Below are 25,952 nucleotides of genomic sequence, written 5' to 3'. Positions count from 1 at the left end.
AACGCGGGTGGATAAAAGTCGCCTGCGGCGCGAGGACAACGATGACTCCCCTTATTGAGGTACAACACGTCAACAAAGCCTTCGGCGGGCTGCACGTTATCAATGACTGCTCAATTAAGGTTGAAAAGGGTTCGATTACCGGCATGATCGGCCCCAATGGGGCAGGTAAGTCGACGCTTTTCAATTTAATTGCGGGCGCACTGACGCCAGATAGTGGCCGCATTCTGTTAGACGGTGAAGACATTACGTCGCTAAGTGCCGATCAACGTTTTCACAAAGGGTTACTGCGCACCTTCCAAATCGCCCATGAGTTCAGCCAAATGAGCGCGCTGGAAAACTTGATGATGGTGCCACCCAACCAAGCAGGGGAGCGTCTATTTAACACCTGGTTCAAGCCTGCTCTGGTCCGCAGCCAGGAGGCAGAGGTGCGCAGCCGCGCACTGGAAGTCATTGAGTTTGTTGGTTTGCATCATGTACGCAACGAGCTTGCGGGCAACTTATCGGGTGGTCAGAAAAAATTGCTAGAGCTTGGCCGCACGATGATGACCGATGCCAAAGTCGTGCTGCTAGACGAAATCGCCGCCGGCGTAAACCGCACACTACTCGGCGACTTAATGGGCAACATCGAACGTTTAAATCGCGAAATGGGTTATACCTTTCTGGTGATTGAGCACGATATGGATATGATTTCGCGGCTCTGCGATCCAGTGATTGTCCTGGCGCAAGGCAGCGTTATGGTTGAGGGCTCAATTGAAGAAATACAAAACAATCCGGCGGTTATAGAGGCCTATTTCGGTACTGATGCCGCTTGATAGCGCTGAGTTTGTCACCTAAACAATAGCCACAACAACATGGCCGCCATTGTTCACCGCAGTGCGGCCCAGCTGAGACGCGTTTATGCCATCCACACCGTCATCCCCACAGCCACTGCTCGAAGCACGCGATGTGCACGGCGGCTATGGCAGTATGAATATCCTTAACGGGGTCAATATGACCCTGTACGCCGATGAAGTCGGTGTCATTGTTGGCCCTAACGGAGCTGGCAAATCCACTATGCTAAAAGCAGTATTTGGGCTGCTGAACGTTAACCAAGGCGAGATTTTGCTTAACGGCCAGCCAATCCATAACTTGGCGCCGAATCAGTTGGTTGAGCGTGGCATGGGGTTTGTCCCCCAGGAGAAAAACGTTTTCCCCAGCCTGACGGTGAAAGAAAACCTGGAAATGGGTGCCTATCTAAAACCGCAAAACGTAAAGCGCATGCTGGAGCAAGTTTACGACTTCTTCCCCCCTCTCGTGGAGAAGCGTCACCAGCCCGCGGGGGAACTTTCCGGTGGTCAGCGCCAAATGGTCGCCATGGGTCGTGCGCTAATGGCTGAACCCAGTCTGCTGCTGCTGGATGAGCCAACCGCTGGCTTGTCGCCCCTTTACATGAACGAAATTTTTGACCGGGTCAAAAAAATTAACGCTGCCGGCGTGGGCATTTTGATGGTGGAACAGAACGCCAAACAGGCCTTAGCCATTGCCGATAAAGGCTTTGTGCTGGCGGCGGGACAAAACCGTTTTACCGACACGGGGGCTGCGTTACTGGCTGACCCTGACGTCGCCAAAAGCTTTTTGGGCGGCTAGCCCGGGGGAGAAACGCGTGAACGAACTGGTCTTTTTTATCAACAACGTAGTGATTGCCGGTAGCGTTACTGGCTCTATCTATGCCATTGGCGCCATTGGCGTCACGCTCATTTTTAGCATTATGCGCTTTGCCCACTTTGCCCATGCCGACATAATGACGTTTGGTGCCTTCATGGTGCTGCTCCTGACTACCGCCTTCCCAGCGGTAGGCGCCAGTATCGGAATACCTACAGCGCTCATCATGCTGCCGTTAGCGATGCTGCTTACTGCAGCGCTGGCCGTGGGCATTGATAAAGCGTTTTATAAGCCGCTACGCGCCCATGGCGTCAAGCCTATCGTGATGGTGATTGGCTCGCTGGGTGTGACACTTATGCTCCAAGGGCTTATCCGGCTATTTTCCGGGACCGGCGGCCAAAGCTTGTACGTCGATGACCGCAAAGAAATTTTCCGCATCGCGTTACCTTTCGAGGGAGTTCGGGCCCCCATCGTGATTACCGAGCCCCAGATCTATCTGTTTGTGATTACGCTTGTGGCAGTGGTCGCCCTGCACCTATTCCTCAATCGCTCACGACTTGGCAAAGCCATGCGCGCCATGTCAGACAACCCCGAACTTGCTCAGGCATCGGGTATTAATACCAACACCATCGTGGCCGTTACTTGGGTGATTGCAGGCGCACTGGCGGCAATTGCGGGTACCCTGTTGTCACTAGACGTCACATTTAAACCCGACCTTAGTTTCTTCCTACTACTGCCTATTTTCGCGGCGGCTATTGTCGGAGGCGTAGGTCACCCCTACGGTGCCATTGCTGGAGGATTTGTCGTCGGCTTTGCGGAAACCCTGGCCGTATTTAACTGGAATGTTCTCTTACGTCCTTTCCGCGACAGCCTACCTACCTGGCTAGAACTCCCCTCCAACCTCGCCTTTGTAGGCACTGAGTACAAAATTGTGGTGCCGTTCTTTATTTTGGTGGCCATCTTAGTGTGGCGTCCTACCGGCCTGTTCAAAGGCAAGGTGATCTAATGAGCCATTCCACAAAAAACCGTAACCCTGCTTACACACCTAAAGATGCCACTCCTGAACAACGCTTTCCGTTGCGCGAGCTGGTGCTATTTGGCGCTCTATTAGCTGCCGTGCTAGCGGTCTACGCCATCATGGGCGCAGCGTACAGCACCCGCATGCTGGTAGAAGCTGCTTGTTATGCCATTCTTGCCCTAGGCCTAACGATTCAATGGGGCTATGCCGGTCAGTTTAACGCTGGCGTTATGGGCTTTGTCGCGCTCGGCGGTTTCTGTGCCATGCTGTTTAGCGTCCCGGTGAATGACGCATTCTGGGGTACTGAACTACCGGGAGAACTCGGCCAAGTTCTGTTGTATGGCATGGCGGCAACCTTGATCGTCGTCGGTGTGACAAAGCTTGATCGATTCGGTGTGCCGAAAAGACTACGCACCGTGCTCGCCATCGTGATCGGGATCGTACTCTACTTGATAGTTATCAGCCTGCTGCGCGAAGTGACCAGCCAAATACAGTCTCAAGCGGGCTTTATTGGCGGTTTTGACTTACCGGCCTGGGTAGGCTGGATTGTGGGTGGCGCGCTGGCGGGCGGCGTTGGCTACTTTATTGGCCACGTTTGCCTTGGCCTACGCAGTGACTACCTCGCCATTGCCACCCTGGGTATCGCCGAAATCATCAAAGCTTTTTTGAAAAATTCCGACTGGCTAACGCGCGGCACGGCCACAGTATCACCTCTCCCCTGGCCGACCCCCGGCCCGGCCGAGCTCGGCTTTACGCTTTCCCGAGCGATCTATCTTTCAGTCACGGCTGTCGTGATCGCAGTCATTTTCTTTTTACTCCACCGGGCTTACCACGCTCCCTGGGGCAGAATGATTCGGGCGATTCGCGATAACGAAGTCTCGTCAGCGGCCATGGGTAAAGATATCAATAAGCGGCGCTTGGAGATTTTCGTATTAGGCTGCATTTTAATGGGCCTTGGTGGTGGCATGCTGGGCACCTTTAACAGCCTGTTTGACCCTCAGGGCTACTTGCCTCTAAATCACACCTTCCTAGTGCTGGTTATGGTGATTTTAGGCGGTCCCGGTAATAACCTTGGCACCATTTTTGGGGCGGTCGCGGTTTATATCATTTGGATTATGTCAGAACCGCTGGCGTTATTTTTAATGCAACTAGCGGTAACACTGGGGGAAAACGCCTTCGGTTGGGAAGCGCCTAGCAATATGGATAGCCGGGCGCTGCAGGCGCGGGTTCTAGTAATCGGTATGTTGATTACCTTGGTGCTGCGCTTTGCTCCGAAAGGTCTGTTGCCAGAGAAAATTAAAACCCTTGGTTAACGTCCTCACAGTGCTAAAAACTTACTGTGTTAAAAACTTACCGTGCTAAAAAAACGCCCCAGGCGAGCCTGGGGCGTTTCGGTTATTGCTTCAACAGCGTCATTTTGACTAGAGGTCAACCAAGCCCTTGCCGGTGAACGAGCCGTCTTCTACCACCATTTCCACAACAACCCCAGGCACGTCGCCGTTTTCATCAAATTCATGAGAGCCAGAGGCACCTTCGTAGTTGATTTCGGTACCCGCTGCAATCAACTCAAGCGCTTTTTCCCACTCACCCGGCAGTATCACTTCGCCAGGCGCACTGGAAACACTGCGTAGCGCTTCAGAAAGCCCTTCACGCTCGGCACTGCCATTTTGCTCAATAGCCAACGCCACTAGGAAGGCCGCGTCATAAGCCTGGGCAGCAAACACGGCGCTAGGATCAATGTCTGCCGCGGTAGCCGCTTCATTAAAGATGTCCGTGCCGGGGAGATCAGGGCTACCAGGCCGTGTGGCGATCATGCCGTCTAGCACATCTGCGCCAATCGCTTCTATTAAGCTATCCCCCACCATGCCATCGGCACCCACATACTGGGTGAACATGCCGCTTTCGTAAGCTTGGCGTAGCACCGTCTGGCCCGAGGTATCGGCATAGGCCAGCACGACCAACGTGTCTGCGCCACTCGAAGAAAGCGAGCCAAGCTCAGAGCGGTAGTCAGCACGGTTATCTTCGTGTGCGAGGTTTTCGGCTATTTCGCCACCGCCCGCTTCAAAGGCGCCACTGAAGGCATCCGATAAGCCACGGCCATAGTCGTTGTTAACGTAGGTCACGGCAACAAAGTCGATACCTTTATCAAGCAGTAACTTAGCAAGCATTTCGCCCTGGAAAGCATCCGATGGCACGGTACGGAAAACTAAGTCGTTGTCGTCTAACCCAGAAACAGCGGGCGCCGTTGACGCAGGTGAGACCATCAACACACCACCGGGAACCGCAGCGTTATTAGCGGCGGCAACCGTCGCCCCAGTACATAAAGCGCCGACAATCGCGGTGACTTGTTCAGAGTTCACCATCCGATCAGCGGCGTTAGACGCAGCCGATGCATCCGAACAGGTGGTATCCCCGGAAGGCATCTCCAGTGTTTGCCCACCCAAGATACCGCCCTGCTCATTTATCTGCGCAACGGCAAGCTGAGCACCTGCAAAAATGGGTGGCGTCAGGCTTTCAATTCCCCCGGTAAAACCGCCCAAGAAGCCAACTTTGACCTCCGCCTGGGCCATACCAGCTAACGCGAGTGATGAGGCTGCAACGGCGGTGGCTAATGCGCGCTTATTAATCATATTATTGGTCGCTCCCAGTATATTAAGTGCCCCGACTGTCCAGCGCGGGACTTCTCTTAATCTGGAACCGTAACGCCAAAAACACAAGCAACGCTTTCTAACGCTCCTCTTCTTCATCCGCATTTTGGCGACGCTCAGCCATCTGTTTTTGGTAACGCTTATTTTGGTACAGTCGAACTAGCGCAATCGTAAGCGCCGACGCGACCATAATAACCAGCACACATCCTTGCCAGGGGCGCGCAGCATCGCCCATGACGGTTTCCAACGTAATAATCAGCATCAAACCCAGCGCCTGCGACCCAATGGCCAGCGCCCGCAGCATGTCGAAAGCGGGTTGTGGCATAGACATCTCCGTAATGTTTAACGTGCGTGGTATGGTTCACCAGTGTACCTGCTTAACGGAAAAATCATGAATGCGATTGCCATTGGACCACTGCTGATCTCCACCCCTAGGCTATATGCGCTAGGCTGCGCGCTACTCCTGTTGCTGGCTAGCCGCTATCTATTGGGATTAACGTCTTCTCAGCATGGGCGCTGGTTCAACGGGCTATTGGTGATCTGGCTGCTCGCGGCCCGCACTGTTTTTGTCGTGCTTAACTGGGAAAGCTACAGCGCAGAGCCGTTCGAGGCGCTCAAGCTGTGGCAGCCTGGTTACAACGCGCTGGGAGGTCTGATCGCGGGGTTAATTTGGACAGCCTGGGCACTGCGCAAACGGCTGCTGTCGCTTATCGGCGGCCTTGCCATGTTGATTGGCACGACAAGCCTGTGGTTGGTCTTGGTAACGCTCGCCCCTTTAGGCAATGAATTTGCTATTGACGCGTTGCCGGAGATTACTTTAGACGATGTTGACGGCAACGCAGTGCACCTACCTTCGCTGGCTGAGAGCGGTGACCTTATTATCGTTAACCTATGGGCTACTTGGTGCCCGCCCTGTCTGCGGGAGATGCCGCTGCTTGAAGAGGCAGCCAAGCGTGACGATGTCAGTGTGGTAATCGCGAACCAAGGCGAGGACTTACTGCCGATAGTGCGCTATTTAGATGAGCAGGGGCTGGATTTTCGCTACGCGCTGCGAGACCCGAGCCAAACGCTAATGGCGCAATTTCAAGCACCTGGACTGCCCACCACTGTCCTATTTGATCGCCAAGGCAACACGCTGGATGTCCACGTTGGCGAGCTAACCCGTGCCCAGCTGGAAGGCTGGTTAAAAGATTGACCACGATAGACCTTAATCCCCCCGCCGCTTTGCGTTAGAATCCCCCGCCCTGTTGCCACCGGAAACCTGCCCCGGTGGCGTACAACCTGTTTCTGTAGACTTCCTCGAGGCATCATGAGCGATTTTTCTCCCGGCCAGCGTTGGATTAGCGACGGCGAGGCTGAGCTTGGACTCGGCACCGTGCTTAACTGCGACGCCCGTAGCGTTACCATTTTGTTCAGTGCCAGCCAGGAAACCCGTACCTACAACACCCGCCAAGCCCCCTTAACCCGCGTCATGTTCGGCGGTGGCGACCGTGTGATTTCTGCTGATGGTTGGCAGATGATCGTAGACGATAGCAAAGAGACCCGCGGCTTAATCACTTACATTGGCGAAGATAGCGACGGTAATCCTCGTGAGTTATCCGAGGCAAAGCTCGCCGATACCATGCAGTTTGATCAGGCGCGCGATCGGCTGTTGACTGGCCAAGTTGATCGCAATGATTGGTTTGATCTGCGCTTTCGCACGTTGCACCACTATCAGCGCATCGAACAGCACAGTGCTCTGGGTTTTGCTGGTCCGCGTATCGACCTGATCCCCCACCAGCTTTATATCGCTGACGAAGTGGCAGGCCGCCATGCGCCACGTGTGTTGCTAGCGGACGAAGTTGGTCTGGGTAAAACGATCGAGGCTGGGTTGGTTCTGCACCGCCTACTACTGGCTGGTCGCGTAGAACGCGCATTAATTTTGGTGCCTGACAGCCTTACCCACCAATGGCTAGTAGAGCTGTTACGCCGTTTCTCTCTCAAGGTAAGCTTACTAGATGAGCAGCAAAGTCTCGCCCACGGTAGCGCTAACCCATTTGAAAGCGCCCAAATAGTCCTAGCTAGTCAAGGTTGGCTATTTGCCAATACACACCGTCAAGAACAGGCTTTGGCGAGCCACTTTGACTTGCTTATTGTCGATGAAGCCCATCACCTCGACTGGAGCCCTGATAGTAGCGGCCCAGGCTATCAGTGCGTTGAACAGCTTGCCGCTGATATTCCTGGCTTATTGCTGTTAACGGCGACACCAGAGCAGATGGGGGTGGAGAGCCATTTTGCTCGCCTGCGCTTGCTAGATGCCGAGCGTTACCACGACATCGAACGCTTTAAAGACGAAGAGCATCATTATATCGCTGTCGCTCAAGCTATTGATGCCCTGGATGAGCTACCCAATACCGTCGAGGCACGTGAGCAGGTCGATAGTGTCGCGGACGACCGCGACAGTCAGGCGCTGTTAGCAACGCTCTGTAACCCTGAAGCAAGTACCGAACAGCAGGATGCTGCTCGCGCTCAGCTACGCGAAGCGCTACTGGATCGTCACGGTACCGGACGCGTCATGTTCCGCAACAGTCGCCGTCATGTGGGAGGGTTCCCAGAACGTCGCCTGCATCTCGCCCAATTGGAACTCCCCTCGGCCTATCGCCGCGTGCTACGTCGCTTAGAACGCGACGATGACTACCTGGATGAGCTGCTGATTGAAACGGGCATGGATCACCCAGACGTGTTGATCTACCCAGACACGATGTATCGCGAGCTCAGCAACGACCCACTTAACACCGAATCCTGGTGGCATATCGACCCACGGGTAAACTGGCTGCTGGAAAAACTTAGCGACGATAGCGATAGCGGCTTTGCCAATGACAAAGTACTGATTATTGCTCACCACAGAGAAACCGCTGAAGGGCTTGCCGAAGGACTACGTGTGCTAGGCGGCTATCACGCACCCGTGTTCCACGAAGGGCTATCGCTGGTGGAGCGTGACCGGGCCGCAGCAGCATTTGCCGATGAAGAAGACGGTTGCCAAGTGCTGGTGTGCTCTGAAATCGGCTCAGAAGGCCGCAACTTTCAGTTCTGCCGCCATTTGGTAATGTTTGATATGCCCCAGCATCCTGACCAGTTGGAGCAGCGTATCGGCCGCCTCGACCGGATAGGACAGCGCCACGCAATTGAACTCCATGTCCCCATCTTCACGGGCAGCCCAGGCGAGCGCCTGCTGCGCTGGTACCACGAAGGCATGGACGCTTTTAGCGCCCCGCATGGCATTGGCAACGATCTCTTTGATGCGTTTGGCGATGCCCTGGCTGATGCGTTGCTCGACGATGAAATGCTCAGTGAAATCATCGATGAAACCCGTGAAATGTTCACCGCCAAACTGGCTGAGCGGGACGCTGGCCGTAACCGACTGCTAGAGCTAAACGCCTGCCGCCCTGCCCGTGCTCAGCAGGTAATTGATGCAGTGCGTGAGTTGGATGAAGACCCAGCGCTGCCACGTTTTGTCGAGCGCGCCCTGGATATTTTTGGTGTAGACAGCCAAGAAATTGGCAATGGCTTGCTCTATTTGCAGCCTAGCCAGCATATGCTGGATGGACTCCCCGGGCTGGTGAAAGGTGAAGAGGGCTTTTCGGCCACTTACAGCCGTTCGCTGGCACTTGCACGAGACGATATTCAACGACTCTCATGGGAACACCCGCTGCTGCGCGAAATGATGGAGCGCATTCTAGATGGCACGATGGGCAACACCGCGTTGGCGCTATTACGCCACCCAGCCATTCCCAGCGGCCGTTTAATGGCTGAGTTGGTGTTTCGTACCCACTGCCCTGCGCCTAAATCGCTGCACCTCAACCGCTTCTTGCCCCCCACGGCAGTACGCGTTCTACTTGATGAGTCAGGCGCAAATCTCACCAGCAAGATCTCCTTCACGGGTCTTGGCAAGAATCTGCAGAAGGTCAATAAATCACTGGCACGAGATTTAATCAAAAGTCGCCATGACCAGCTGCGTACGCTCCTCATTCAAGGGGAAGGTGAGGCCGAACGTGAACTGCCCAGCATCGTAGAAAGCGCTGAAACACGCATGCGAGCTCAGCTAGATGCAGAACTCGCCCGCTTGACCGCCCTGGCAGAGCACAATCCCGCGGTGCGTAGTGAAGAACTTGAGGCGTTGAAGCAAGAGCGCCAAGCGCTCAGCGACGCGATAGAGAACACGCGTTTACGGCTTGATTCCGTGCGGGTGATAATCACTGTCGACCCCAACGCCTAACCTGACAAAACTAAAGAATCGCCTTTAACGCCTTATCAAGCGTCGGGTATTGAAAGGTAAATCCCGCCTCGGTCAGGCGTGCAGGGCGCATATCGGCCCCGGTCAGCAATAGCTGGGACATTTCTCCGAAGCCCGCTTTTAGTACAAAAGCGGGCACCGGAAAAATCGCCGGCCGGTGTAGCTGTCTAGCCAACGTTTTCGTGAACTCAGCATTCGTCACCGGATGCGGGGCACTGCCATTAAACGCCCCTGAAAGCGTTGATTCGTTCATCAAAAATATGATCGCTGCCACAAGATCATCACGATGAATCCAGGGCATAAACTGCGCGCCGCTGCCAAAACGCCCCCCAAGGCCAAGCTTAAAGGGTGGCAGCATCTTCTGCAGCGTACCGCCGCCCGTTTCAAGCACTAAACCAATCCGTAGTATCGCTAAGCGAACGCCCATCGCTTCGATCGGTTTTGCCGCCGCTTCCCACTGCGCACAAAGCTGATGAGCGAACTCGTCGTTGGGCGACGTTGTTTCATCCACCACCTTATCGCCTTGATCGCCGTAATAGCCCATCGCAGAGCCGCTAATCATTACGCTGGGTAACGCCTGTCCATTAGCTTCGAGCTGCTCACAAAGCGTTATCAGTTGCTGCGTACTGTCGATACGAGAGCGAATGAGAGTCTCTTTTTGACGGGTGCTCCAGCGCTTGGCAGCAATCGACTCACCGGCAAGGTTCACCAGCACATCCGGAGGAGTGTCCACAAACGCCTGAGCGCTATCACGAATATCGCAGGCTTTTGGCAACCTACCACGCACCTGATGCGGAGCCCGGGAAACCACCTGCACATCATGCCCTTGGGTGAGAAGCTGTTGGCAGAGCCGCTGACCAACAAAACCGCTACCTCCAGTGATTAATACCCGCATGGTGTCACTCCTATGGTTTATTAAGGTGGCTAGCGTATGCCCGCGTCGACGCCGAACTGCAGAGCCGGGAACAGCAGTCAGTTAAATGGCCGTTGCATAGAATTTATTGTACGATATCTATACAAAAATGCTACGCATTGACCACCACACAGCTGCTTAACCATCGCGAGTGCCTATGCTTGAACCATTGCCTGAGTCATTACCACTCTCCGGCGCCCACTCAGTGGCCGTCATCGGTGCAGGTCTGTCGGGCCTTGCCTGTGGGCAGCAACTTGCCAACCAGGGAGTAAAGGTGGCGTTATTTGATAAAGCGCGCGGCCCGGGTGGCCGTATGTCCAGCAAGCGACGTCCCTCAGCGACACTGGACCTAGGTGCTCAAGCGTTCACTGTGCGCGATCCACGCTTCGCCAATAAAGTCGCTGAATGGCAAGCTGCTGGTTGTGTCGCCCGTTGGCCCACATCTTGTTATCAGGCTAGTGCATCTGGCTGGCAAACACACAGTGACGCTCAGCTACGTTATACCGGCACGCCCCGTATGAGTGCACTCACCCGTCATCTAGCCGATACACTTAACGCACTACCGAATGCCTTCATAACGTTTCAAACCCATATTGCAACGCTTGATAAGACGGCTGCGGGCTGGCAGCTTCACGATACCCGCGGCTCAAGTCATGGACCTTTTGACATGGTGGTTATCAGTGCTCCGCCGCCTCAAGCCAAGGCATTGTTAGCCGCGTGGGAGCCAACACTAGCGGCGGCCTGTGAGGCAAAGCCTCAGCGTGGGTGCTGGGCAGGCTGGGTTATTTTCGAGAAGCCATTACCCCACATGGCCAAGGTAGACGACGCTTGGCACACCGTTCACACACAGCATCCAGCGCTTCGTCTAGCATCACGCAATCACACTAAACCTGGCCGTGAACATCAGCCGGAAAGTATTAGCTTGCTTGCTCAGCTGGATTGGAGCGATGCACATATTGAGAGTGACAGCGACAGTGTTGCCCAACAGCTGCTAGCCGCATTTGTATCGCTGTTGCCCGATGATGCAGAGCTACCGAACGTCCTTGACCTGGGTGCGCATCGTTGGCGCTATGCTCAGCCAGCGCAGGCAGGTCATCAGGCATACTTATACAGTACAAGTGGCTTAGCACTCTGTGGCGATAGCTTTAAGGGTAGTCGTGTCGAAGATGCTTGGTTATCAGGCGATGAGCTGGGAAAGGCTCTATTAGGCCGGTCGGTCTGAAATTAGAAATTAAACTTAACTTTTCCGCCCCCATAGGAAAGGTTGTACCCAGAAGCCACAAGTTGTACAAAGGTGGCTATAATAGCGTTCAGCTATCTATACGATTAATAAAGACTCGATTATGTGGCAAAACCGCCGGCCAGGCGCTGAAACATCGCCACGACAATTATTGACAGATCCCTGCACGCTTATTTGCAGGCAACCAAGAGGCAATGGCGCCCATGAGCATCAAGGCGACCCACCCACCCGATACCCCGCTTTATCCGATTAGGGAAGTTTCCCGCTTGACGGGTGTGAACTCGGTCACTCTTCGTGCCTGGGAGCGTCGCTACGGTTTAATTCGTCCACAACGCACCCCCAAGGGCCATCGTCTATACGCACAAGATGATATCACTCGTATTGAGCGTATTTTGCAGTGGCTAAACCGCGGCGTTCCGGTGAGCCAAGTTGTTGATTTACTTGACCAGCCTGAGGCTGTAGAAGCACCTTCGCCGAACACTGGCGACTGGGCCAGTCAACGGCAGTTGTTGCAGTCCATTATTGAAGCCGTTGACCTTCCCAAGCTGGAAGCGCTGTACCACCAGAGTCTGGCGCTATACCCATTAAGCGTCGCGATTAATGAACTCTGGCAGCCCGTTATTCTTACCCTGGAAGCCAAATGGGCTAACCAGCCTGATGATCTTGTACGCCGCACCTTTGAGGCCTTTTTACGCAGCCAGGTAGGCATTCGTCTGCACTATGCCAATCAGGCAACGCGTGGGCCGCTAATCCTGCTCAGCGCGATGCCTGACGACCCTGGTCCGCTATGGGTGTTAATGTGTGCGCTAATGGCCAGCGAACAGGGCTACCGCGTACAACTTTTTGACCGTTCATTAGCGCTGGAGGATCTTCCTCAAGCCGTATCCCGACTGCACTCATCGATGGTACTGCTTTCTAGCGGCCAGCGAGAAAGCGACGACTACATCGGTCGCGCACTACCTCAGGCAGCAGAAGCGTTGAGTGTTCCGATTGGAGTGTGTGGAGAAGTGGCACGCTTAAGAGAAAATGAGCTGCGTGACGGTCCGGTGCAGATGTTAGGCAACGATCTTCCGCAAGCCATTTCACGACTTCGCCCATTGTTGCGCGAATCGGGAATTCTCTGAAATATCAGGTGCTATTTAAGCTTACCGATGATAAGGACATCGCATGAACCTGCAGCTCGTTTGGCTGCGTAGCGACTTACGCATTCATGATAACTCTGCGCTTGCTGCTGCGGCGGCCAAAGGCCCCGTGGTGGCCGTTTTCCTACGCAGCGTGGCGCAATGGCAAACACATGGCCATGGGGCGACTAAAATCGACTTCTGGGCACGCAGTGTTGCGGCGCTCAAAGCGTCGCTTAACGGGCTAAATATTCCACTTTTGCATCGCGATATCGACCACTATGATGAAGCGGCTCAGGTATTGCTTGATATCGCCCGCGAGCACCAGATTACCCAGCTTCACTTTAATTATGAATATGCGCTGAACGAGCAACGTCGCGATCAGTCGGTACTCGATGCTTTTCAACAAGCAGGGATCACCGTTCAGGGTCACCATGACGCCGTAGCCTTCGCCCCTGGCAGTTTGTTGACCGGAAAAGGCGATTATTACGGCGTATTTACACCGTTTTCGAAAGCTTGGCACAAGCAGGTGACTGCACAGCAGCTTGCCTTACGTGATACCCCCGGCGTGCAACCTCCGTTAGCGATCGATAGCGACCCACTGCCCGCGCCTCCATCGCTAGATAATGACCCTGTTGATAAACGCCTATGGCCTGCTGGAGAAGAGGCGGCCAGCGACAATCTCGAACGTTTTTTACGCTTTCGTGGACGGCACTATAAGCAGCAGCGAGACTTTCCAAACGTTCGCGGCACTAGCGAACTTTCGCCCTACCTAGCGCTGGGCATGATCTCCTATCGCCAATGCCTTCAGGCAGTAATGAGTGAAAATAGTGGCCACCTGGCTGATGGTGATGCAGGGCTGACCAGCTGGGTGAATGAGCTTATTTGGCGTGAATTTTATCAGCATGTCGCGGTAGGCTTTCCCCAGGTTTGCCGTCACCAACCTTTTCAAGAGCACACCAAACAGCTCCGCTGGCGTGACGACGACAAAGGCTTTCAAGCGTGGTGCGAAGGCCGTACCGGCTACCCGATTGTCGACGCGGCCATGCGCCAGCTAGTGACTACAGGCTGGATGCACAACCGCCTGCGCATGGTCACCGCGATGTTTTTAAGTAAACACTTGCTGATTGACTGGCGGCGCGGCGAGGCATTTTTTATGCGCCATTTAATCGACGGTGAGTTTTGCGCCAATAACGGCGGCTGGCAGTGGGCGGCATCAACGGGGACGGATGCAGCGCCCTATTTTCGTATTTTTAACCCCACTACCCAGTCAACGCGCTTTGATCCAGAGGGTGAATTTATCGCCCATTGGCTGCCCGAGTTAAAATCGCTGCCTAAAAAAGCTCGCCATGCGCCGCCCCAGGACATGCTAAACCCAACGGACTACCCAGCTCCCATCGTTGATCATAAAGCAGCGCGCCAGCGTGCCCTGGATGCCTTTAAAGCGCTCTCGAAATAACTCCCTCTTTTTTGCATCACCTGCTGAGGTGATGCAAATCGCTCGGCTGCTCTCCCCTCGCATTATCGTTTGCTTATTTTTCTTAACCACCACAGGACTGCGTGATGCCTAACGACCAAGCTTTGGCGAATTTTTGCGCCTTTTTTAATAAACTAGACAACACCTGTACAGAAAAACTATACGAGGTATATACTGAGGAAGTTATCTTCAACGATCCGCTACATCACATTGCTGGGCGGTCGGCGTTAGAACGTTATTTCGCCGCCATGTATGAAAACGTTGAACGTTGCCAATTTACCTACCACACGCAGCAGCAGGTGGCTAATCAAGCATTTGTAACGTGGACAATGGAGTTCGTTCATCCCCGACTAGCCCAGGGAAATCCGATCAGTGTCGCGGGTTGCAGTGCCCTAACATTTGCCGAGGATGGTCGAGTTTCAAAACATCGCGACTATTTCGATGCAGGCGCCATGTTGTATGAACACTTACCAATCCTGGGCCGTGTCATACGTTGGTTAAAACGGCGCATTAGCTGATTTATGCCATTTAATTGCGTACAGGTTGCATGCTAACAGGCCGTTATAGGAGAGCATGATGAGCACATGGAAAACGCCCCAACGCATTTGGCTCACAGGAGCCACGTCAGGCATTGGTGAAGCGCTTGCTACCAAGCTCATCGCCCAAGGTCATCATGTTGTGCTTAGTGCTCGCAACCAAGAGGCGCTCGATGATTTATGTGACGGTCACCCCAATGCATATTCGCTCCCCGTTGATGTCAGCGACCACCAAGCCGTATTGGCAGCGGGTGAACAGATCAGCACATGGTTGGGCGCACTGGATATTGCCTTATTCAATGCAGGCACCTGCGAATATCTAGATGCGCAGCGTTTTGATATGGCGCTGATTGAGCGGGTCTTCACCCCAAACCTGTTTGGCACCCTGTATGGCGTGGAAGCAGCCCTGCCATTATTAAGAGCTGCCCGCAAAGAGGGCAAGCCTGCTCGCCTAGCCGCCACTTCTAGTGCTTCTGCCTATTTACCGCTGCCCAGAGCCGAAGCCTACGGCGCCTCAAAAGCAGCTATCAGTTACTTTTTGGAATCATTACGTCTCGACCTCAATCAAGAAGGCATTGATGTCAGCGTCATTCACCCAGGTTTTGTTAAAACCCCGCTGACCGATCGCAATGATTTTCCAATGCCCATGCAAGTCACTGCAGACCAAGCGGCCGATGCCATCATTGCCGGACTTGTCAAAGGAAGACTGGATATTCACTTTCCGCGTCGTTTCACCTATCTGGTGAAATGTTTAGGAATTTTACCGCCTGCGCTGCGTCGTCATATCGGCCTACGCATGACAAGACGTCAAGAGGAGCAACAATGAGCACCATGGCTTCACAGCGTATCGCCATTATCGGCAGCGGTATTAGCGGCATGGCAGCGGGTTGGTACTTATCCTCCCAACATGAAGTCACTCTGTTTGAAGCAAACGGGCGTCTTGGCGGGCACACGGCCACGATGGACGTGGAGGTCGGGGGGAAGTCCTACGCTATCGACACGGGCTTTATTGTTTTCAATGATTGGACCTATCCCCATTTCCAACGCTTGCTAGAAACACTCGAAGTGCCTAGCCAAGCCACCGAAATGAGTTTTTCGGTGCATGAAACCAATGTTGATTTTGAATATAACGGCCATACGCTAGGCTCGCTGTTTGCCCAGCGGCGCAACTTACTTAGCCCCGCTTTTTATCGCCTGTTACGCGATATCTTGCGCTTTAACAAACAAGCAACGGCTGACTTAGAGGCCAAGCGGCTTCCCAGCGACAGAACGCTAGGCCAATACCTTGACCAACATGGCTACAGTGACGCTTTTCAGCGCCGTTATCTGCTGCCCATGGGGGCCGCTATTTGGTCTGCGAGCATTGGCGATCTACGCGCCTTTCCGCTGGCGTTCTTCGTGCGTTTTTTCCGCAATCACGGCTTGCTGTCGGTTAACCACCGCCCGCAATGGCATACCTTAGTTGGCGGCTCGAAACGCTACATTCCCAGCATGACAGCGCCATACGCAGCACGTATTCACCTGAATACACCTGTGACACGTATTGAGCGAAATGCCACCGGCGTATTGGTCACCACCGCACAAGGCACGCAACGCTTTGATCATGTGGTGTTGGCTTGCCATGCCGATCAGGCGCTCGCGATGCTGGGCGACTCGACACCCGCTGAACAAAACATTCTTGCCGCTATGCCTTATCAAGATAATGAGGTAGTGCTGCATACCGATACCTCGCTGCTGCCCCGGCGTCAGCGAGCCTGGGCTAGCTGGAACTATCGCTTAGATGGTCGGGGAGCAGATGAGCGGGTGTCTGTTACCTACAACATGAATATTCTGCAGCGATTGAAAGAAGCCGAGACGACTTTTTGCGTCACGCTTAACGACTCAAACAGCATTGACCCTGCGAAAGTGCTCGGACGCTATACCTATGCCCATCCCCAATTCACACTGGCGGGACAAGCAGCGCAGATGCGCCATGACGAGATATCTTCGGTTGCTAGGCGCACTCACTTCTGCGGCGCTTACTGGCGCAATGGCTTTCACGAAGATGGGGTATGGAGCGCGCTGCGGGTTGCCCAAGCACTAGGTTGTGATGAAGCCGCCGCGCCCCCAACAACGCCCACGGCACTCCCTGCTCATGACCTAATGCCCACTAACAGCGTTGGGGAGGGGCTCGGATGATGGCCGCGCCTCGCTCGCGTATTTACCGCGGCACCTTACGCCATCGCCGCTTCATACCTAAAGAGCACGCTTTCAGTTACCGCGTTTGGATGGCTTGGCTCGACTTGGATGAGTTGCCGACCCTGTTTGACAATGTGCCTGGCTTTAGCGCCCGAAGGCCGGCACTAGCGCGCTTTCGTCGTGAAGATTATCTCGCCCCAACGGATAAGCCCTTACGCACAGCGGTACGCGAAGAGCTAATTCGTCAGCTGGGTAGTGCCCCCAGCGGCAAGATTTACGTTCTGACTCAATTACGCACCTTTGGCACTGTCTTCAATCCTATTTCGATGTACTACGCCTACGACCATCTTGGCAGGCTGGCAGCGGTGGTTGGTGAAGTCACTAATATGCCCTGGAAAGAGCGTACCTGCTATGCCTGCCGGATCGCTCCTGATCGTCATAGCCATCATGCAAGCTTTGATAAAGCGATGCATGTATCGCCATTTAATCCTATGGAAATGACCTACCGCTGGAAGCTCAACGCACCCGGCGACCAGCTCTATCTTCACATGGAAAACTGGCAAAGCGGGCAGCGCCATTTCGACGCCACGCTTACGTTAGAGGCTGCGCCAGCGACACGCGGCGTTCTATTAGCAACGCTTGCACGCCAGCCTTGGATGAGCCTGAAAACCGTGGCGGGAATTCATTTTGAAGCGTTTCGCCTCTGGCTGAAGCGCATCCCCGTTTATAACCACCCTAAGCGCAAGGAAACTTCAAAATGACGACCCTGCGTTCTACGCCCCCTGATATACAACCGGTTAACCAGGATCGTTTCACTCGCTGGTTGAAGCCTCGCCTGATGACTCAATTAGATGCCTTCCAGGGTGGCCGTATCACCTTAATTGAAGGCAACCAGTGTCACCACTTGGGTCAAGCCGGACCGCTTCAGGTGACCGTCGTGATTCGCCACTCTCGTGCCTGGAAAAGGCTCGCGTTCGGCGGCACAGTGGGCGCAGCTGAATCCTATATGGATGGCGACTGGGATGCTGATGACTTAGTGGCCTTGGTGCGTTTGTTTGCGGCCAATCTGGATCATGTAAACGGTAAAATGGAAAACGGCAGCGCCCGCTTCACCCGCTGGATGCTTGGCGCGGCCTATCGCTTCCAACGTAATAGCCTTTCCGGTTCAAAGCGTAATATCTCGGCACACTACGATATTGGCAATGACCTATTTGCCACGTTTCTTGATCAACGCCACTGGATGTACTCGAGCGCTGTTTTCCCCTATCCAGAAGCCAGCCTGGAAGAAGCGTCTACCTACAAGCTCGATGTCATGCTCGAAAAGCTAGATGTGCGCCCAGAACACCATTTGCTAGAAATTGGTACTGGCTGGGGTGGTCTTGCAATACACGCTGCCAAAACTCGCGGCTGCCATGTCACGACCACCACCATTTCTGAAGAGCAGTACGCCCATACCGCCCGGCGCATTCAAGAAGAGGGACTTGACGATAGAATCACCCTGTTAAAGCAGGATTATCGTGAGCTGACAGGTCGCTACGACCGACTGATCTCTGTTGAGATGATCGAGGCCGTCGGCCACCAGTATTTGAATACCTACCTTGAAAAGATCGACAGCCTGCTGAGCGACGATGGCCAGGCGATGCTGCAAGCCATCACTATCCGAGACCAACGATTTGAGGAAGCCAAACGGGATATGGACTTTATTAAGCGCTATATTTTCCCCGGTGGTTTTTTACCGTCTCATCACGCCATGCTAACCAGCGTGATGCGCAAAACCTCACTGAACGTGGTAGCGCTTGATGAAATTGGCCAGCACTATGCCCGCACTTTACGCGAGTGGCGCCACCGCTTTGAAAGCAGCCTAGAGCAGATAAAGCAGCAAGGCTACGACGAACGCTTTATTCGTATGTGGCGTTACTATTTATGCTACTGCGAAGGCGGCTTTATTGAGCGCTCTATTGGTACGTGCCACTTATTGCTAGCCAAACCAGCCGCTAAACCCGCACCGTTAACAGGCGCACTATAAATGGCTAGCCCTCGCTGGCACGGCTTGCTGTTCAATGCACTTCGCTTCGAAGCGGGCTGGCTGCTGTGCGTTCTAGGTGGCTCAGGAGTGGCAGCCATTATAGGGAGCGCGTTGCTAGGTTGGCATTTCTGGCGCTGTGCCAAACCCGGGGAGTGGCGTTTTATTGGTGTTTTTGCGCTGCTGGGATTAGCGCTGGACGGAGGCCTTCATTTGGCAGGCGGTTTCGACTTCGGTGAGCACACCCTAGTGGCTGGTTTACTACCACTGTGGCTTTGGATGCTGTGGCCGCTGTTTGCAACGCTGGTATTTCACTCGCTTGCTTGGCTGTGGCAATACCCCATGATTGCGGCGGTTTGCGGCGCGGTCAGCGGGCCACTGTCTTATGTTGGCGGTGCAGCGCTCACTGGCGTTAGCTTAGCCCCCTGGTTACTGCCGGCACAGGCCATTATTTGGGCAGCGCTATGTTTGTGTATTAGCCGTTACTCTAACCACAAGCTCGCTGCTTCTAGTGTTGATTAACATCGGCTTCTAGCATTCACGAAGACACTGATTCAGCCAGGATTCGCGGTGCCCAACGCTGTTCAAGCTCCGCAGCAGGTAAGGGCCTAGCAAAATAGAACCCTTGTACTAACGTACAGCCAGCGTTAACCAGAAACTGGCACTGCTCCTGAGTTTCTACACCCTCGGCCACCACTTCTAGCCCCATCCCTTCTGCCATCGCCAACACAGCCGTTACAATAGCGGCATCCGCTTGGTCATGAGGTAATTCACGAATAAACGCGCGATCTAGCTTAATTTTATCCACCGGCAGACGCTTCAAGTAACCAAGCGATGAATACCCGGTACCAAAATCATCGATGGCAATTGCATAGCCTTGACTACGCAACGCCTGCAGGCGAGGTCCCATATCCCCGGCACGCTCGTCCAGCAATACTGATTCCGTTAACTCTAAGCCAATTTGCGACGTTTTTAACTGATAGCGCTCTAAACAGCCAGACAGCTGAGTTTCCAGGTCGCCCTGAAAAAGCTGCAGCGCAGAAATATTGACCCATACCGTCACTTTGGGCATCCCGCTATATTGCCAGTGCGCTTGCTGAGCGCAGGCTTTTTCGATCACCCAACTACCGAGTTCGGCCATCAGCCCATGACGTTCGGCAAGCGGTATAAAATCGCCCGGCGAGATCATGCCAGCCTCAGGGTGACGCCAGCGCAACAGCGCCTCCATGCCCACTAAATCGCCCGTCCCTGGATGATGCTGCGTTTGGTAATGCAGCTCTAATTGATCACCAGAAATCAACGCCGCCCGCAAGTCGCTCACCAGAGCAAGCTGGGGGTTATCTTGTTTATCCAGCGCAGGGCGAAACCGCTGGCTAAGATTACGCCCTAAGCGCTTGGCGCTATATAAGGCAGACTCAAGCCGCTGAAACAGTACGCCTGAATCACTGCCATCTTCAGGGGCTCGACAGCTACCAATCGTTAACCCCAGACGTAACGATTGATCTTTTATTTCGAATGGCCGGCTCATGTGCTCACGCAAGGTCGCTACCCACTGATCATGGTCGTCGAAGGTGGTCGTGCGAATCACCATAAATTCATCACCACCCAGCCTGCCCACTACGCTACCCGCCATATAGCCTGTTAACCGTTGGGCAAAGCGCGCTAACAAACGGTCGCCCTGCTCGACCCCTAAGCTGTCATTCACCGATTTGAGCCCGTCAATATCAATCAATGCCATATCCAAGCTTTCACCCGCGCGCAAATGGCGCAACCGAGAAGACATCAGATCGTGTAAGCGGCGCCGGTTTGGCAATCCTGTTAGCGGGTCTTCATAACCAATTCGGCGTAAATCACGCTCGCGGGCTTTTTGAGAGGAAATATCGGTAAAAAGGCTGATAAAGTGAGTAATTTTGCCACGTTTGTCGGTAACCGCACGGACCTTTAGCCATTCGGGGTACTCATCACCGTGCTTGCGGCGATTCCACATTTCGCCCTCCCAACGGCCAGTCGCCTTTAACGTGCTCCAAAACGTCTGATAAAACGCTTTATCGTGACGTTGCGCCGCTAACGTCTCTAGCTTACGCCCAACCATTTCCTGGCTTTCAAAGCCGGTAATTTGAGTAAAGGCGGGATTGACCGACAAGACGCGATTATGTACATCGCTGATGACAATGGCGTCGCTCGCCAAGCCTATTGCATCTTGCGAAAGACGTAGCCGTAAAAACTGTTGGCGTATTTGGTTCCAAGCATCCCAAATGCCAAATGCAACCAAGCTAGCCGCCACCATACGTAACGCAGAGTCAGGCACCCACACACAAGCGGGCAGCGCTATTAACGCCATCCACACCAGCGGACGATTAAGAGAAACAGGCAGCCACATGGCGGTTTAGTGTGTCCTATAAATGGGCCAAACAGGGCATGGATTACAGATCAGGCATCATGCCGCTTAACAAAAAACATGGATACAGCATATTACGTCAATAGGGCGTTTATTGTGCAGAATCGCGTATTTGAAATAGCGAAATACTAACAATGGCTATCGGCAGACAGGTAAAAAGCTGTAGAAAAACACGATAAGTGCCCAACAACGTGCATTCAGAGGTTTCGGGAAGTAGACTAGAGCCAACTACCATCTTGATACTCGGAACGATTCAGTGACCAAGCAACATTCCTTTGATCGCGAAGAACTGCTGGCCTGCTCCCGCGGCGAGCTATTTGGCCCAGGCAACGCACAGCTTCCGGCTCCCAATATGCTGATGCTTGACCGCATCATGCACATTCACGAAGAAGGTGGCGTGCATGGTAAAGGCGAGCTAATTGCCGAACTGGACATCACCCCGGACCTGTGGTTTTTTGATTGCCACTTCCCCGGCGACCCTGTCATGCCCGGCTGTTTGGGGCTAGATGCCATGTGGCAGCTCGTGGGGTTCTACCTAGGCTGGCTTGGCCATCCGGGCCGTGGACGCGCACTGGGCTGTGGCGACGTCAAATTCAGCGGCCAGATTCTACCCGACGCGAAAAAAGTGACATATCACATTAATGTGAAGCGCATAATTACCCGTCGGCTTATTCTAGGCATCGCCGACGGCACCGTGTCTGTCGACGGACGCGATATATATCAGGCTAATGATCTGCGCGTTGGCCTATTCACCTCCACTGCGAATTTCTGACAGGAGGCTCCCATGCGACGAGTGGTAGTCACCGGCCTTGGCATCGTATCGTGCTTAGGCAACGACCAGCAACAGGTCTTAGATGCACTCAAAAACGGGTGCAGCGGTATTCGTTTTAAGGAAGAGTACGCCGAACGCGGCTTCCGTAGCCATGTAGCGGGTAGCGTCGACATCGACCTTGATTCCCTCATTGACCGCAAGCTTCGCCGGTTTATGGGCGACGCTGCAGCGTATGCCTATGTATCGATGGCACAAGCCATTGAAGATTCGGGGCTCTCTGAAGAGCAGGTGTCCAACGAACGGACGGGGCTTATAGCCGGGTCTGGCGGGGCCTCCAGCGCGAATCAGGTAGAAGCCGCCGATGTCATGCGCGAAAAAGGCCTACGTCGTGTGGGGCCATACCGTGTTACCCGCACGATGGGCAGCACCGTGTCGGCATGCTTGGCAACGCCATTTAAGATTAAAGGCGTTAATTTTTCTATCTCATCCGCCTGCGCAACGTCTGCTCACTGCATTGGTAGTGCGATGGAGCAAATCCAGCTTGGTAAGCAGGATATCGTGTTTGCCGGTGGCGGCGAAGAAGAGCACTGGACCCTCTCTTGCCTATTTGATGCGATGGGTGCCCTTTCCACTCATTACAACGATACGCCCGAGAAAGCCTCTCGCCCTTATGATCAAGCGCGTGACGGGTTTGTCATTGCTGGTGGCGGTGGCATGCTAGTGCTGGAAGAGTTAGAGCATGCTAAAGCCCGCGGTGCCAAGATATACGGCGAATTGGTGGGCTACGGCGCTACCTCCGACGGCCACGATATGGTTGCCCCTTCTGGGGAAGGTGCGACGCGTTGCATGCGCCAGGCCATGGCGACGGTTAAGGGTGATATTGATTATATTAACACCCACGGTACGTCTACGCCGGTAGGCGATGTGGCTGAGTTGAAAGCAATCCGTGAGGTGTTTGGCAATACCACCCCTGCGATGAGCTCAACCAAGTCGCTGACCGGCCACTCATTAGGCGCAACCGGTGTTCAAGAAGCGATTTATTCGCTGCTCATGATGCAACATGATTTCGTCGCTGCCTCAGCGAATATTGAGCATCTCGATGAGCAGGCAGATGGATTCGACATCGTTAGAGAGCGGCGTGATGGCGTTACCATCAACCGAGTGCTTTCCAACAGCTTTGGGTTTGGCGGCACTAACGCTTGCTTGGTATTTCAGCGCTTTGATGGCTAATTCCTAGTCATGCAGTGCATGTGCAGTACGCTATAAAAAAACGGTGCCTTAAGGCGCCGTTTTTTTATAGTCATCGAAAGATTGCTGATCTTAACGAGACGTTGGCCGCGGCACCTCTGAAATCTCTTGCAGCTGCCCCTCTATCCAGGCTTCAACATCCATCAGCACCTCATCGGGTGTCCGGCCTGCCGTCTCGATAGGCGCACCAATACGCACCCGAAGAACACCGGGACGCTTTATCCAATGGCGTCCAGGCCAGCGTTCACCAGCATTATGCGCCACTGGCAGCACTGGCACGCCTGCTCGGCAGGCCACCACGCTACCGCTCTTGTTGTAGCGCTTTCGAACCCCTGGGTCGACACGCGTTCCCTCTGGAAAAATAAGCACTGACAGCCCAGTTCCCAGTCGCGCGACGCCCTGGGTCAACACCTGCTTCATAGCGCGGGCAGGCTTAGAGCGGTCCAGACTAATCGGTCGCAACAAACGTAACCCCCAACCAAATATAGGCAGTCGCAACAACTCCTGTTTTAATACCGTGCAAACGGGTGGCTTCATCACCTGCAGAAACACCGTTTCCCACTCGCATTGGTGGTTGGCCTGGATCACACAAGGGCCCGCTGGAATATTTTCTCGCCCCTGAATGTCGTAGCGCACGCCACACGCAATTTTGAACCACGCTATCAAAAAATGGTTATAGAGGTTTAGCAAACGATAACGGGCAGCCAAAGGCAAAAACGGCGCAATTGGCAAAAAAAGAATGCCAATCAACAGCATGGCAGAAAAATATCCCACATAAAAAACCAAGCTGCGAACCAGATTGATCAAGCCAACTCTCCTGTCCCTTCACCCTGCTGTTGTTCCCGCATCAAACACCACGCATCCAGCATTCGCCCTACCTCCAGCCGCCATGGCTTTTGATGGACACCAAACACATCAAGCACACGGCGGCAATTGAGTACTCGCCGCAGCTTGGCATCATGGTGATGGTTAAGTGCTTGTACTTCACCAAGGGCTACGCTTTCACCGCGGCCTTCCAGATGGGTTGCCAGTTGGGTGCGAACCATTGAGGTAAACGTAAACGCACTAACCGGCTCGGTGCCCGCTAAGTGGTAAGCCCCCCAAGCATCGGCACCACAGACTTGCTGCTGTAGCATGCCGATCAACGCCATGGCGACAGCGTCGGCAGACGTCGGGCAAAAAATAACATCTTCAGCGGCGCGAGCAGGCTGGCCAATCATCAAGCTATCGATTATCTCGTTTAGCCACGCATGGCTACCTTCCAGCGCAAACAAGGGACCTAAGCGAACAATGAGATGCCGGTGATACCCAGCACGAATACGGTCACCCGCTTGCACTAAGCGGCGCAGGCTTTCATCCCGAGGGGCAGGCACCACATGTTCATCGATGGGAATTTCAAAACCATCTTCGTAAAGTTGGTCTGAAACACACCACACCAGCGCAATGCCTTGTGCTTGGCAGGCATCGACGCAGGCATCAACGGCATCGGCGTGTGCCATTACATCGGCAGGCGCCATACTGAGCGGGTGCGCTAATGGGGGGATAATCACCGCATCAGGTGTAATCGCTTGGAGTTGAGCAGAGGTAATCGTGGTCCCCTGCTCAATAACAAGCTCTGTATCCGTTCGACGACTGGCTTCCCGGGCTAATGCCAAACTTAAGCAGTGCCCCGCATCTAGTATCAGCAGCTTCAAAACAGAACCTCCCCCTCACCTAACCCCTGGAATGTAGCGAACTATTCAGTTCAGGCGATCAGAACGGAATTTCGTCGTCAAAATCATCGAAGTTGCCTGGATCCGGAGCCCCATAATTGCTGTTTTGATTGGCGGGAGCTGGCTGGCTGTGTTGTGGCCCACGAGCAGGCTGGGGCGCGCCTCCATAGTTACCTTGAGGAGCACCGCCCTGGGGAGGGTAACCACCCTGCTGAGGCATACCGCCACCCTGATGCCCCTGAGAGGCCGAATGCTGAGGAGCGGGGTGCTGCGGCGCGTGTTGCTGCTGGGCTGGTGCGCCTTGTGCAGGGTTATTTTGTGCGTAACCACCTTGAGGTGCTCCGCCACCCTGGAAATCGCCGCCACGACTATCTAGCATCTGCATGTCGTTGGCCACAATTTCCGTGCTGTAGCGATCTTGACCGTTTTGGTCTTGCCACTTACGGGTTTGTAGACGACCTTCAATGTAGACCTTAGAGCCCTTTTTCAGGTACTGCTGGGCAATCTCAGCGGTCTTATTGAACAACACAATGCGGTGCCACTCGGTACGCTCTTGGCGCTGTCCACTTTGGCGGTCCATCCAGGTGTCAGACGTCGCCAAATTCAGGTTTGCTACCGCCGTTCCGGAGGGCGTAAAGCGTACTTCAGGGTCTTGGCCCAGATTACCAATCAAAATGACTTTGTTAATACCGCGCGCCATAGGTCGCTCCTTTCAATAATCGGTCATATATCAATACCAGTGCCCTCAAGGGTA

At 54.0% G+C, this 25,952-nt stretch carries 24 protein-coding genes; 17 read left to right on the top strand and 7 right to left on the bottom strand.

The window, feature by feature from the left end; genetic code table 11:
* Positions 1-41 precede the first annotated feature (41 nt).
* The 4 genes from IR195_RS00795 (at position 42) to IR195_RS00780 (ending at position 3,972) form a co-directional block, all read left to right on the top strand.
* A complete protein-coding gene (locus IR195_RS00795) occupies positions 42-812 on the top strand; it encodes an ABC transporter ATP-binding protein (RefSeq protein WP_125744918.1) in 771 nt (256 codons plus the stop codon).
* A gap of 85 nt (positions 813-897) precedes the next feature.
* Positions 898-1,626: an ABC transporter ATP-binding protein gene (locus IR195_RS00790; protein WP_125744916.1), complete on the top strand. Its 729-nt coding sequence runs from the start codon at positions 898-900 to the stop codon at positions 1,624-1,626.
* Between the two features lie 16 nt (positions 1,627-1,642).
* Positions 1,643-2,647 (top strand): branched-chain amino acid ABC transporter permease, encoded by a 1,005-nt coding sequence (locus IR195_RS00785; protein ID WP_125744915.1) that lies wholly within the window; start codon positions 1,643-1,645, stop codon positions 2,645-2,647.
* Entirely contained in the window at positions 2,647-3,972 is a 1,326-nt protein-coding gene (locus IR195_RS00780) for a branched-chain amino acid ABC transporter permease (protein WP_206048523.1), read from the top strand. The genes IR195_RS00785 and IR195_RS00780 overlap by 1 nt, the downstream gene beginning before the upstream one ends.
* 108 nt (positions 3,973-4,080) lie before the next feature.
* Here IR195_RS00780 and IR195_RS00775 read toward each other — a convergent pair whose 3' ends face one another.
* Both IR195_RS00775 and IR195_RS00770 read right to left on the bottom strand, forming a co-directional pair.
* Positions 4,081-5,289, bottom strand: a complete 1,209-nt coding sequence (locus IR195_RS00775) for an ABC transporter substrate-binding protein (protein WP_125744911.1) — start codon at positions 5,287-5,289, stop codon at positions 4,081-4,083.
* A 97-nt stretch (positions 5,290-5,386) separates the two neighbouring features.
* Positions 5,387-5,632 carry a hypothetical protein gene (locus IR195_RS00770; RefSeq protein ID WP_125744909.1) on the bottom strand — a complete coding sequence of 82 codons (246 nt, stop codon included), beginning with the start codon at positions 5,630-5,632 and terminating at the stop codon, positions 5,387-5,389.
* Positions 5,633-5,698: 66 nt separating this feature from the next.
* Here IR195_RS00770 and IR195_RS00765 point away from each other — a divergent pair, with 66 nt between their 5' ends.
* Positions 5,699-6,502 (top strand): TlpA disulfide reductase family protein, encoded by an 804-nt coding sequence (locus IR195_RS00765; protein ID WP_206048522.1) that lies wholly within the window; start codon positions 5,699-5,701, stop codon positions 6,500-6,502.
* 114 nt (positions 6,503-6,616) lie between these two features.
* Positions 6,617-9,562, top strand: a complete 2,946-nt coding sequence (gene rapA, locus IR195_RS00760) for an RNA polymerase-associated protein RapA (RefSeq protein WP_206048521.1) — start codon at positions 6,617-6,619, stop codon at positions 9,560-9,562.
* A gap of 10 nt (positions 9,563-9,572) precedes the next feature.
* Here the strand turns inward: rapA and IR195_RS00755 are convergent, their stop codons facing one another.
* On the bottom strand, positions 9,573-10,475 hold the full coding sequence (locus IR195_RS00755; protein WP_206048520.1) for a TIGR01777 family oxidoreductase: 903 nt from the start codon (positions 10,473-10,475) through the stop codon (positions 9,573-9,575).
* Positions 10,476-10,650: 175 nt separating this feature from the next.
* Between IR195_RS00755 and IR195_RS00750 the strand changes: the two genes are divergently transcribed.
* The 9 genes from IR195_RS00750 to IR195_RS00710 all read left to right on the top strand — a co-directional run bounded on the left by IR195_RS00750 (position 10,651) and on the right by IR195_RS00710 (position 19,590).
* On the top strand, positions 10,651-11,715 hold the full coding sequence (locus tag IR195_RS00750; protein WP_206048519.1) for an NAD(P)/FAD-dependent oxidoreductase: 1,065 nt from the start codon (positions 10,651-10,653) through the stop codon (positions 11,713-11,715).
* A 221-nt stretch (positions 11,716-11,936) separates the two neighbouring features.
* The gene (locus IR195_RS00745) at positions 11,937-12,857 is read left to right on the top strand and encodes a MerR family transcriptional regulator (RefSeq protein ID WP_206048518.1); all 921 of its coding nucleotides are present in this window, start codon (positions 11,937-11,939) and stop codon (positions 12,855-12,857) included.
* Between the two features lie 43 nt (positions 12,858-12,900).
* Positions 12,901-14,313, top strand: a complete 1,413-nt coding sequence (phrB, locus tag IR195_RS00740; RefSeq protein WP_206048517.1) for a deoxyribodipyrimidine photo-lyase — start codon at positions 12,901-12,903, stop codon at positions 14,311-14,313.
* Between the two features lie 104 nt (positions 14,314-14,417).
* Positions 14,418-14,849: a nuclear transport factor 2 family protein gene (locus tag IR195_RS00735; protein WP_206048516.1), complete on the top strand. Its 432-nt coding sequence runs from the start codon at positions 14,418-14,420 to the stop codon at positions 14,847-14,849.
* A 58-nt stretch (positions 14,850-14,907) separates the two neighbouring features.
* On the top strand, positions 14,908-15,693 hold the full coding sequence (locus IR195_RS00730) for an SDR family NAD(P)-dependent oxidoreductase (RefSeq protein WP_206048515.1): 786 nt from the start codon (positions 14,908-14,910) through the stop codon (positions 15,691-15,693).
* The gene (locus IR195_RS00725; RefSeq protein ID WP_206048514.1) at positions 15,690-17,045 is read left to right on the top strand and encodes an NAD(P)/FAD-dependent oxidoreductase; all 1,356 of its coding nucleotides are present in this window, start codon (positions 15,690-15,692) and stop codon (positions 17,043-17,045) included. Before IR195_RS00730 ends, IR195_RS00725 begins: the two co-directional genes overlap by 4 nt.
* A complete protein-coding gene (locus IR195_RS00720) occupies positions 17,042-17,806 on the top strand; it encodes a DUF1365 domain-containing protein (protein WP_206048513.1) in 765 nt (254 codons plus the stop codon). Before IR195_RS00725 ends, IR195_RS00720 begins: the two co-directional genes overlap by 4 nt.
* Positions 17,803-19,071, top strand: coding sequence for an SAM-dependent methyltransferase (locus IR195_RS00715; RefSeq protein ID WP_206048512.1), 1,269 nt, complete (start codon positions 17,803-17,805; stop codon positions 19,069-19,071). The genes IR195_RS00720 and IR195_RS00715 overlap by 4 nt, the downstream gene beginning before the upstream one ends.
* Positions 19,072-19,590, top strand: a complete 519-nt coding sequence (locus tag IR195_RS00710) for a DUF2878 family protein (RefSeq protein WP_206048511.1) — start codon at positions 19,072-19,074, stop codon at positions 19,588-19,590.
* A 16-nt stretch (positions 19,591-19,606) separates the two neighbouring features.
* Here the strand turns inward: IR195_RS00710 and IR195_RS00705 are convergent, their stop codons facing one another.
* Positions 19,607-21,448: a putative bifunctional diguanylate cyclase/phosphodiesterase gene (locus tag IR195_RS00705; protein WP_125744883.1), complete on the bottom strand. Its 1,842-nt coding sequence runs from the start codon at positions 21,446-21,448 to the stop codon at positions 19,607-19,609.
* 274 nt (positions 21,449-21,722) lie between these two features.
* Between IR195_RS00705 and fabA the strand changes: the two genes are divergently transcribed.
* Both fabA and fabB read left to right on the top strand, forming a co-directional pair.
* Positions 21,723-22,238 (top strand): 3-hydroxyacyl-[acyl-carrier-protein] dehydratase FabA, encoded by a 516-nt coding sequence (fabA, locus tag IR195_RS00700; protein WP_038480285.1) that lies wholly within the window; start codon positions 21,723-21,725, stop codon positions 22,236-22,238.
* Between the two features lie 12 nt (positions 22,239-22,250).
* Positions 22,251-23,468 (top strand): beta-ketoacyl-ACP synthase I, encoded by a 1,218-nt coding sequence (fabB, locus tag IR195_RS00695; protein ID WP_125744881.1) that lies wholly within the window; start codon positions 22,251-22,253, stop codon positions 23,466-23,468.
* A gap of 90 nt (positions 23,469-23,558) precedes the next feature.
* Here the strand turns inward: fabB and IR195_RS00690 are convergent, their stop codons facing one another.
* The 3 genes from IR195_RS00690 to IR195_RS00680 are packed head-to-tail and all read right to left on the bottom strand — an operon-like array spanning position 23,559 to position 25,898.
* The gene (locus tag IR195_RS00690) at positions 23,559-24,293 is read right to left on the bottom strand and encodes a lysophospholipid acyltransferase family protein (protein WP_206048510.1); all 735 of its coding nucleotides are present in this window, start codon (positions 24,291-24,293) and stop codon (positions 23,559-23,561) included.
* Complete coding sequence (locus IR195_RS00685; protein WP_125744877.1) at positions 24,290-25,180, bottom strand: sugar nucleotide-binding protein; 891 nt, start codon at positions 25,178-25,180, stop codon at positions 24,290-24,292. The genes IR195_RS00690 and IR195_RS00685 overlap by 4 nt, the downstream gene beginning before the upstream one ends.
* Positions 25,181-25,238: 58 nt before the next feature.
* A complete protein-coding gene (locus IR195_RS00680; protein WP_125744875.1) occupies positions 25,239-25,898 on the bottom strand; it encodes a single-stranded DNA-binding protein in 660 nt (219 codons plus the stop codon).
* Positions 25,899-25,952 lie beyond the last annotated feature (54 nt).

The organism is Vreelandella venusta (assembly GCF_015689495.1).
Taxonomy (GTDB): domain Bacteria; phylum Pseudomonadota; class Gammaproteobacteria; order Pseudomonadales; family Halomonadaceae; genus Vreelandella; species Vreelandella venusta.
Note: the sequence above shows the minus strand (reverse complement) of the source record. Positions and strands in the feature narration are given on the sequence as shown.

What these genes read in the sequence shown, in the direction of transcription:
- IR195_RS00745 (WP_206048518.1), top strand. Translation starts at nt 11,937, where the DNA reads ATGAGCATCAAGGCGACCCACCCACCCGATACCCCGCTTTATCCGATT.
- IR195_RS00705 (WP_125744883.1), bottom strand. Translation starts at nt 21,448, where the DNA reads ATGTGGCTGCCTGTTTCTCTTAATCGTCCGCTGGTGTGGATGGCGTTA.
- IR195_RS00775 (WP_125744911.1), bottom strand. Translation starts at nt 5,289, where the DNA reads ATGATTAATAAGCGCGCATTAGCCACCGCCGTTGCAGCCTCATCACTC.
- IR195_RS00780 (WP_206048523.1), top strand. Translation starts at nt 2,647, where the DNA reads ATGAGCCATTCCACAAAAAACCGTAACCCTGCTTACACACCTAAAGAT.
- IR195_RS00750 (WP_206048519.1), top strand. Translation starts at nt 10,651, where the DNA reads ATGCTTGAACCATTGCCTGAGTCATTACCACTCTCCGGCGCCCACTCA.
- phrB (WP_206048517.1), top strand. Translation starts at nt 12,901, where the DNA reads ATGAACCTGCAGCTCGTTTGGCTGCGTAGCGACTTACGCATTCATGAT.
- IR195_RS00720 (WP_206048513.1), top strand. Translation starts at nt 17,042, where the DNA reads ATGATGGCCGCGCCTCGCTCGCGTATTTACCGCGGCACCTTACGCCAT.
- IR195_RS00790 (WP_125744916.1), top strand. Translation starts at nt 898, where the DNA reads ATGCCATCCACACCGTCATCCCCACAGCCACTGCTCGAAGCACGCGAT.
- IR195_RS00755 (WP_206048520.1), bottom strand. Translation starts at nt 10,475, where the DNA reads ATGCGGGTATTAATCACTGGAGGTAGCGGTTTTGTTGGTCAGCGGCTC.
- rapA (WP_206048521.1), top strand. Translation starts at nt 6,617, where the DNA reads ATGAGCGATTTTTCTCCCGGCCAGCGTTGGATTAGCGACGGCGAGGCT.
- IR195_RS00765 (WP_206048522.1), top strand. Translation starts at nt 5,699, where the DNA reads ATGAATGCGATTGCCATTGGACCACTGCTGATCTCCACCCCTAGGCTA.
- IR195_RS00725 (WP_206048514.1), top strand. Translation starts at nt 15,690, where the DNA reads ATGAGCACCATGGCTTCACAGCGTATCGCCATTATCGGCAGCGGTATT.
- IR195_RS00795 (WP_125744918.1), top strand. Translation starts at nt 42, where the DNA reads ATGACTCCCCTTATTGAGGTACAACACGTCAACAAAGCCTTCGGCGGG.
- IR195_RS00770 (WP_125744909.1), bottom strand. Translation starts at nt 5,632, where the DNA reads ATGCCACAACCCGCTTTCGACATGCTGCGGGCGCTGGCCATTGGGTCG.
- fabB (WP_125744881.1), top strand. Translation starts at nt 22,251, where the DNA reads ATGCGACGAGTGGTAGTCACCGGCCTTGGCATCGTATCGTGCTTAGGC.
- IR195_RS00680 (WP_125744875.1), bottom strand. Translation starts at nt 25,898, where the DNA reads ATGGCGCGCGGTATTAACAAAGTCATTTTGATTGGTAATCTGGGCCAA.
- IR195_RS00715 (WP_206048512.1), top strand. Translation starts at nt 17,803, where the DNA reads ATGACGACCCTGCGTTCTACGCCCCCTGATATACAACCGGTTAACCAG.
- IR195_RS00710 (WP_206048511.1), top strand. Translation starts at nt 19,072, where the DNA reads ATGGCTAGCCCTCGCTGGCACGGCTTGCTGTTCAATGCACTTCGCTTC.
- IR195_RS00735 (WP_206048516.1), top strand. Translation starts at nt 14,418, where the DNA reads ATGCCTAACGACCAAGCTTTGGCGAATTTTTGCGCCTTTTTTAATAAA.
- IR195_RS00730 (WP_206048515.1), top strand. Translation starts at nt 14,908, where the DNA reads ATGAGCACATGGAAAACGCCCCAACGCATTTGGCTCACAGGAGCCACG.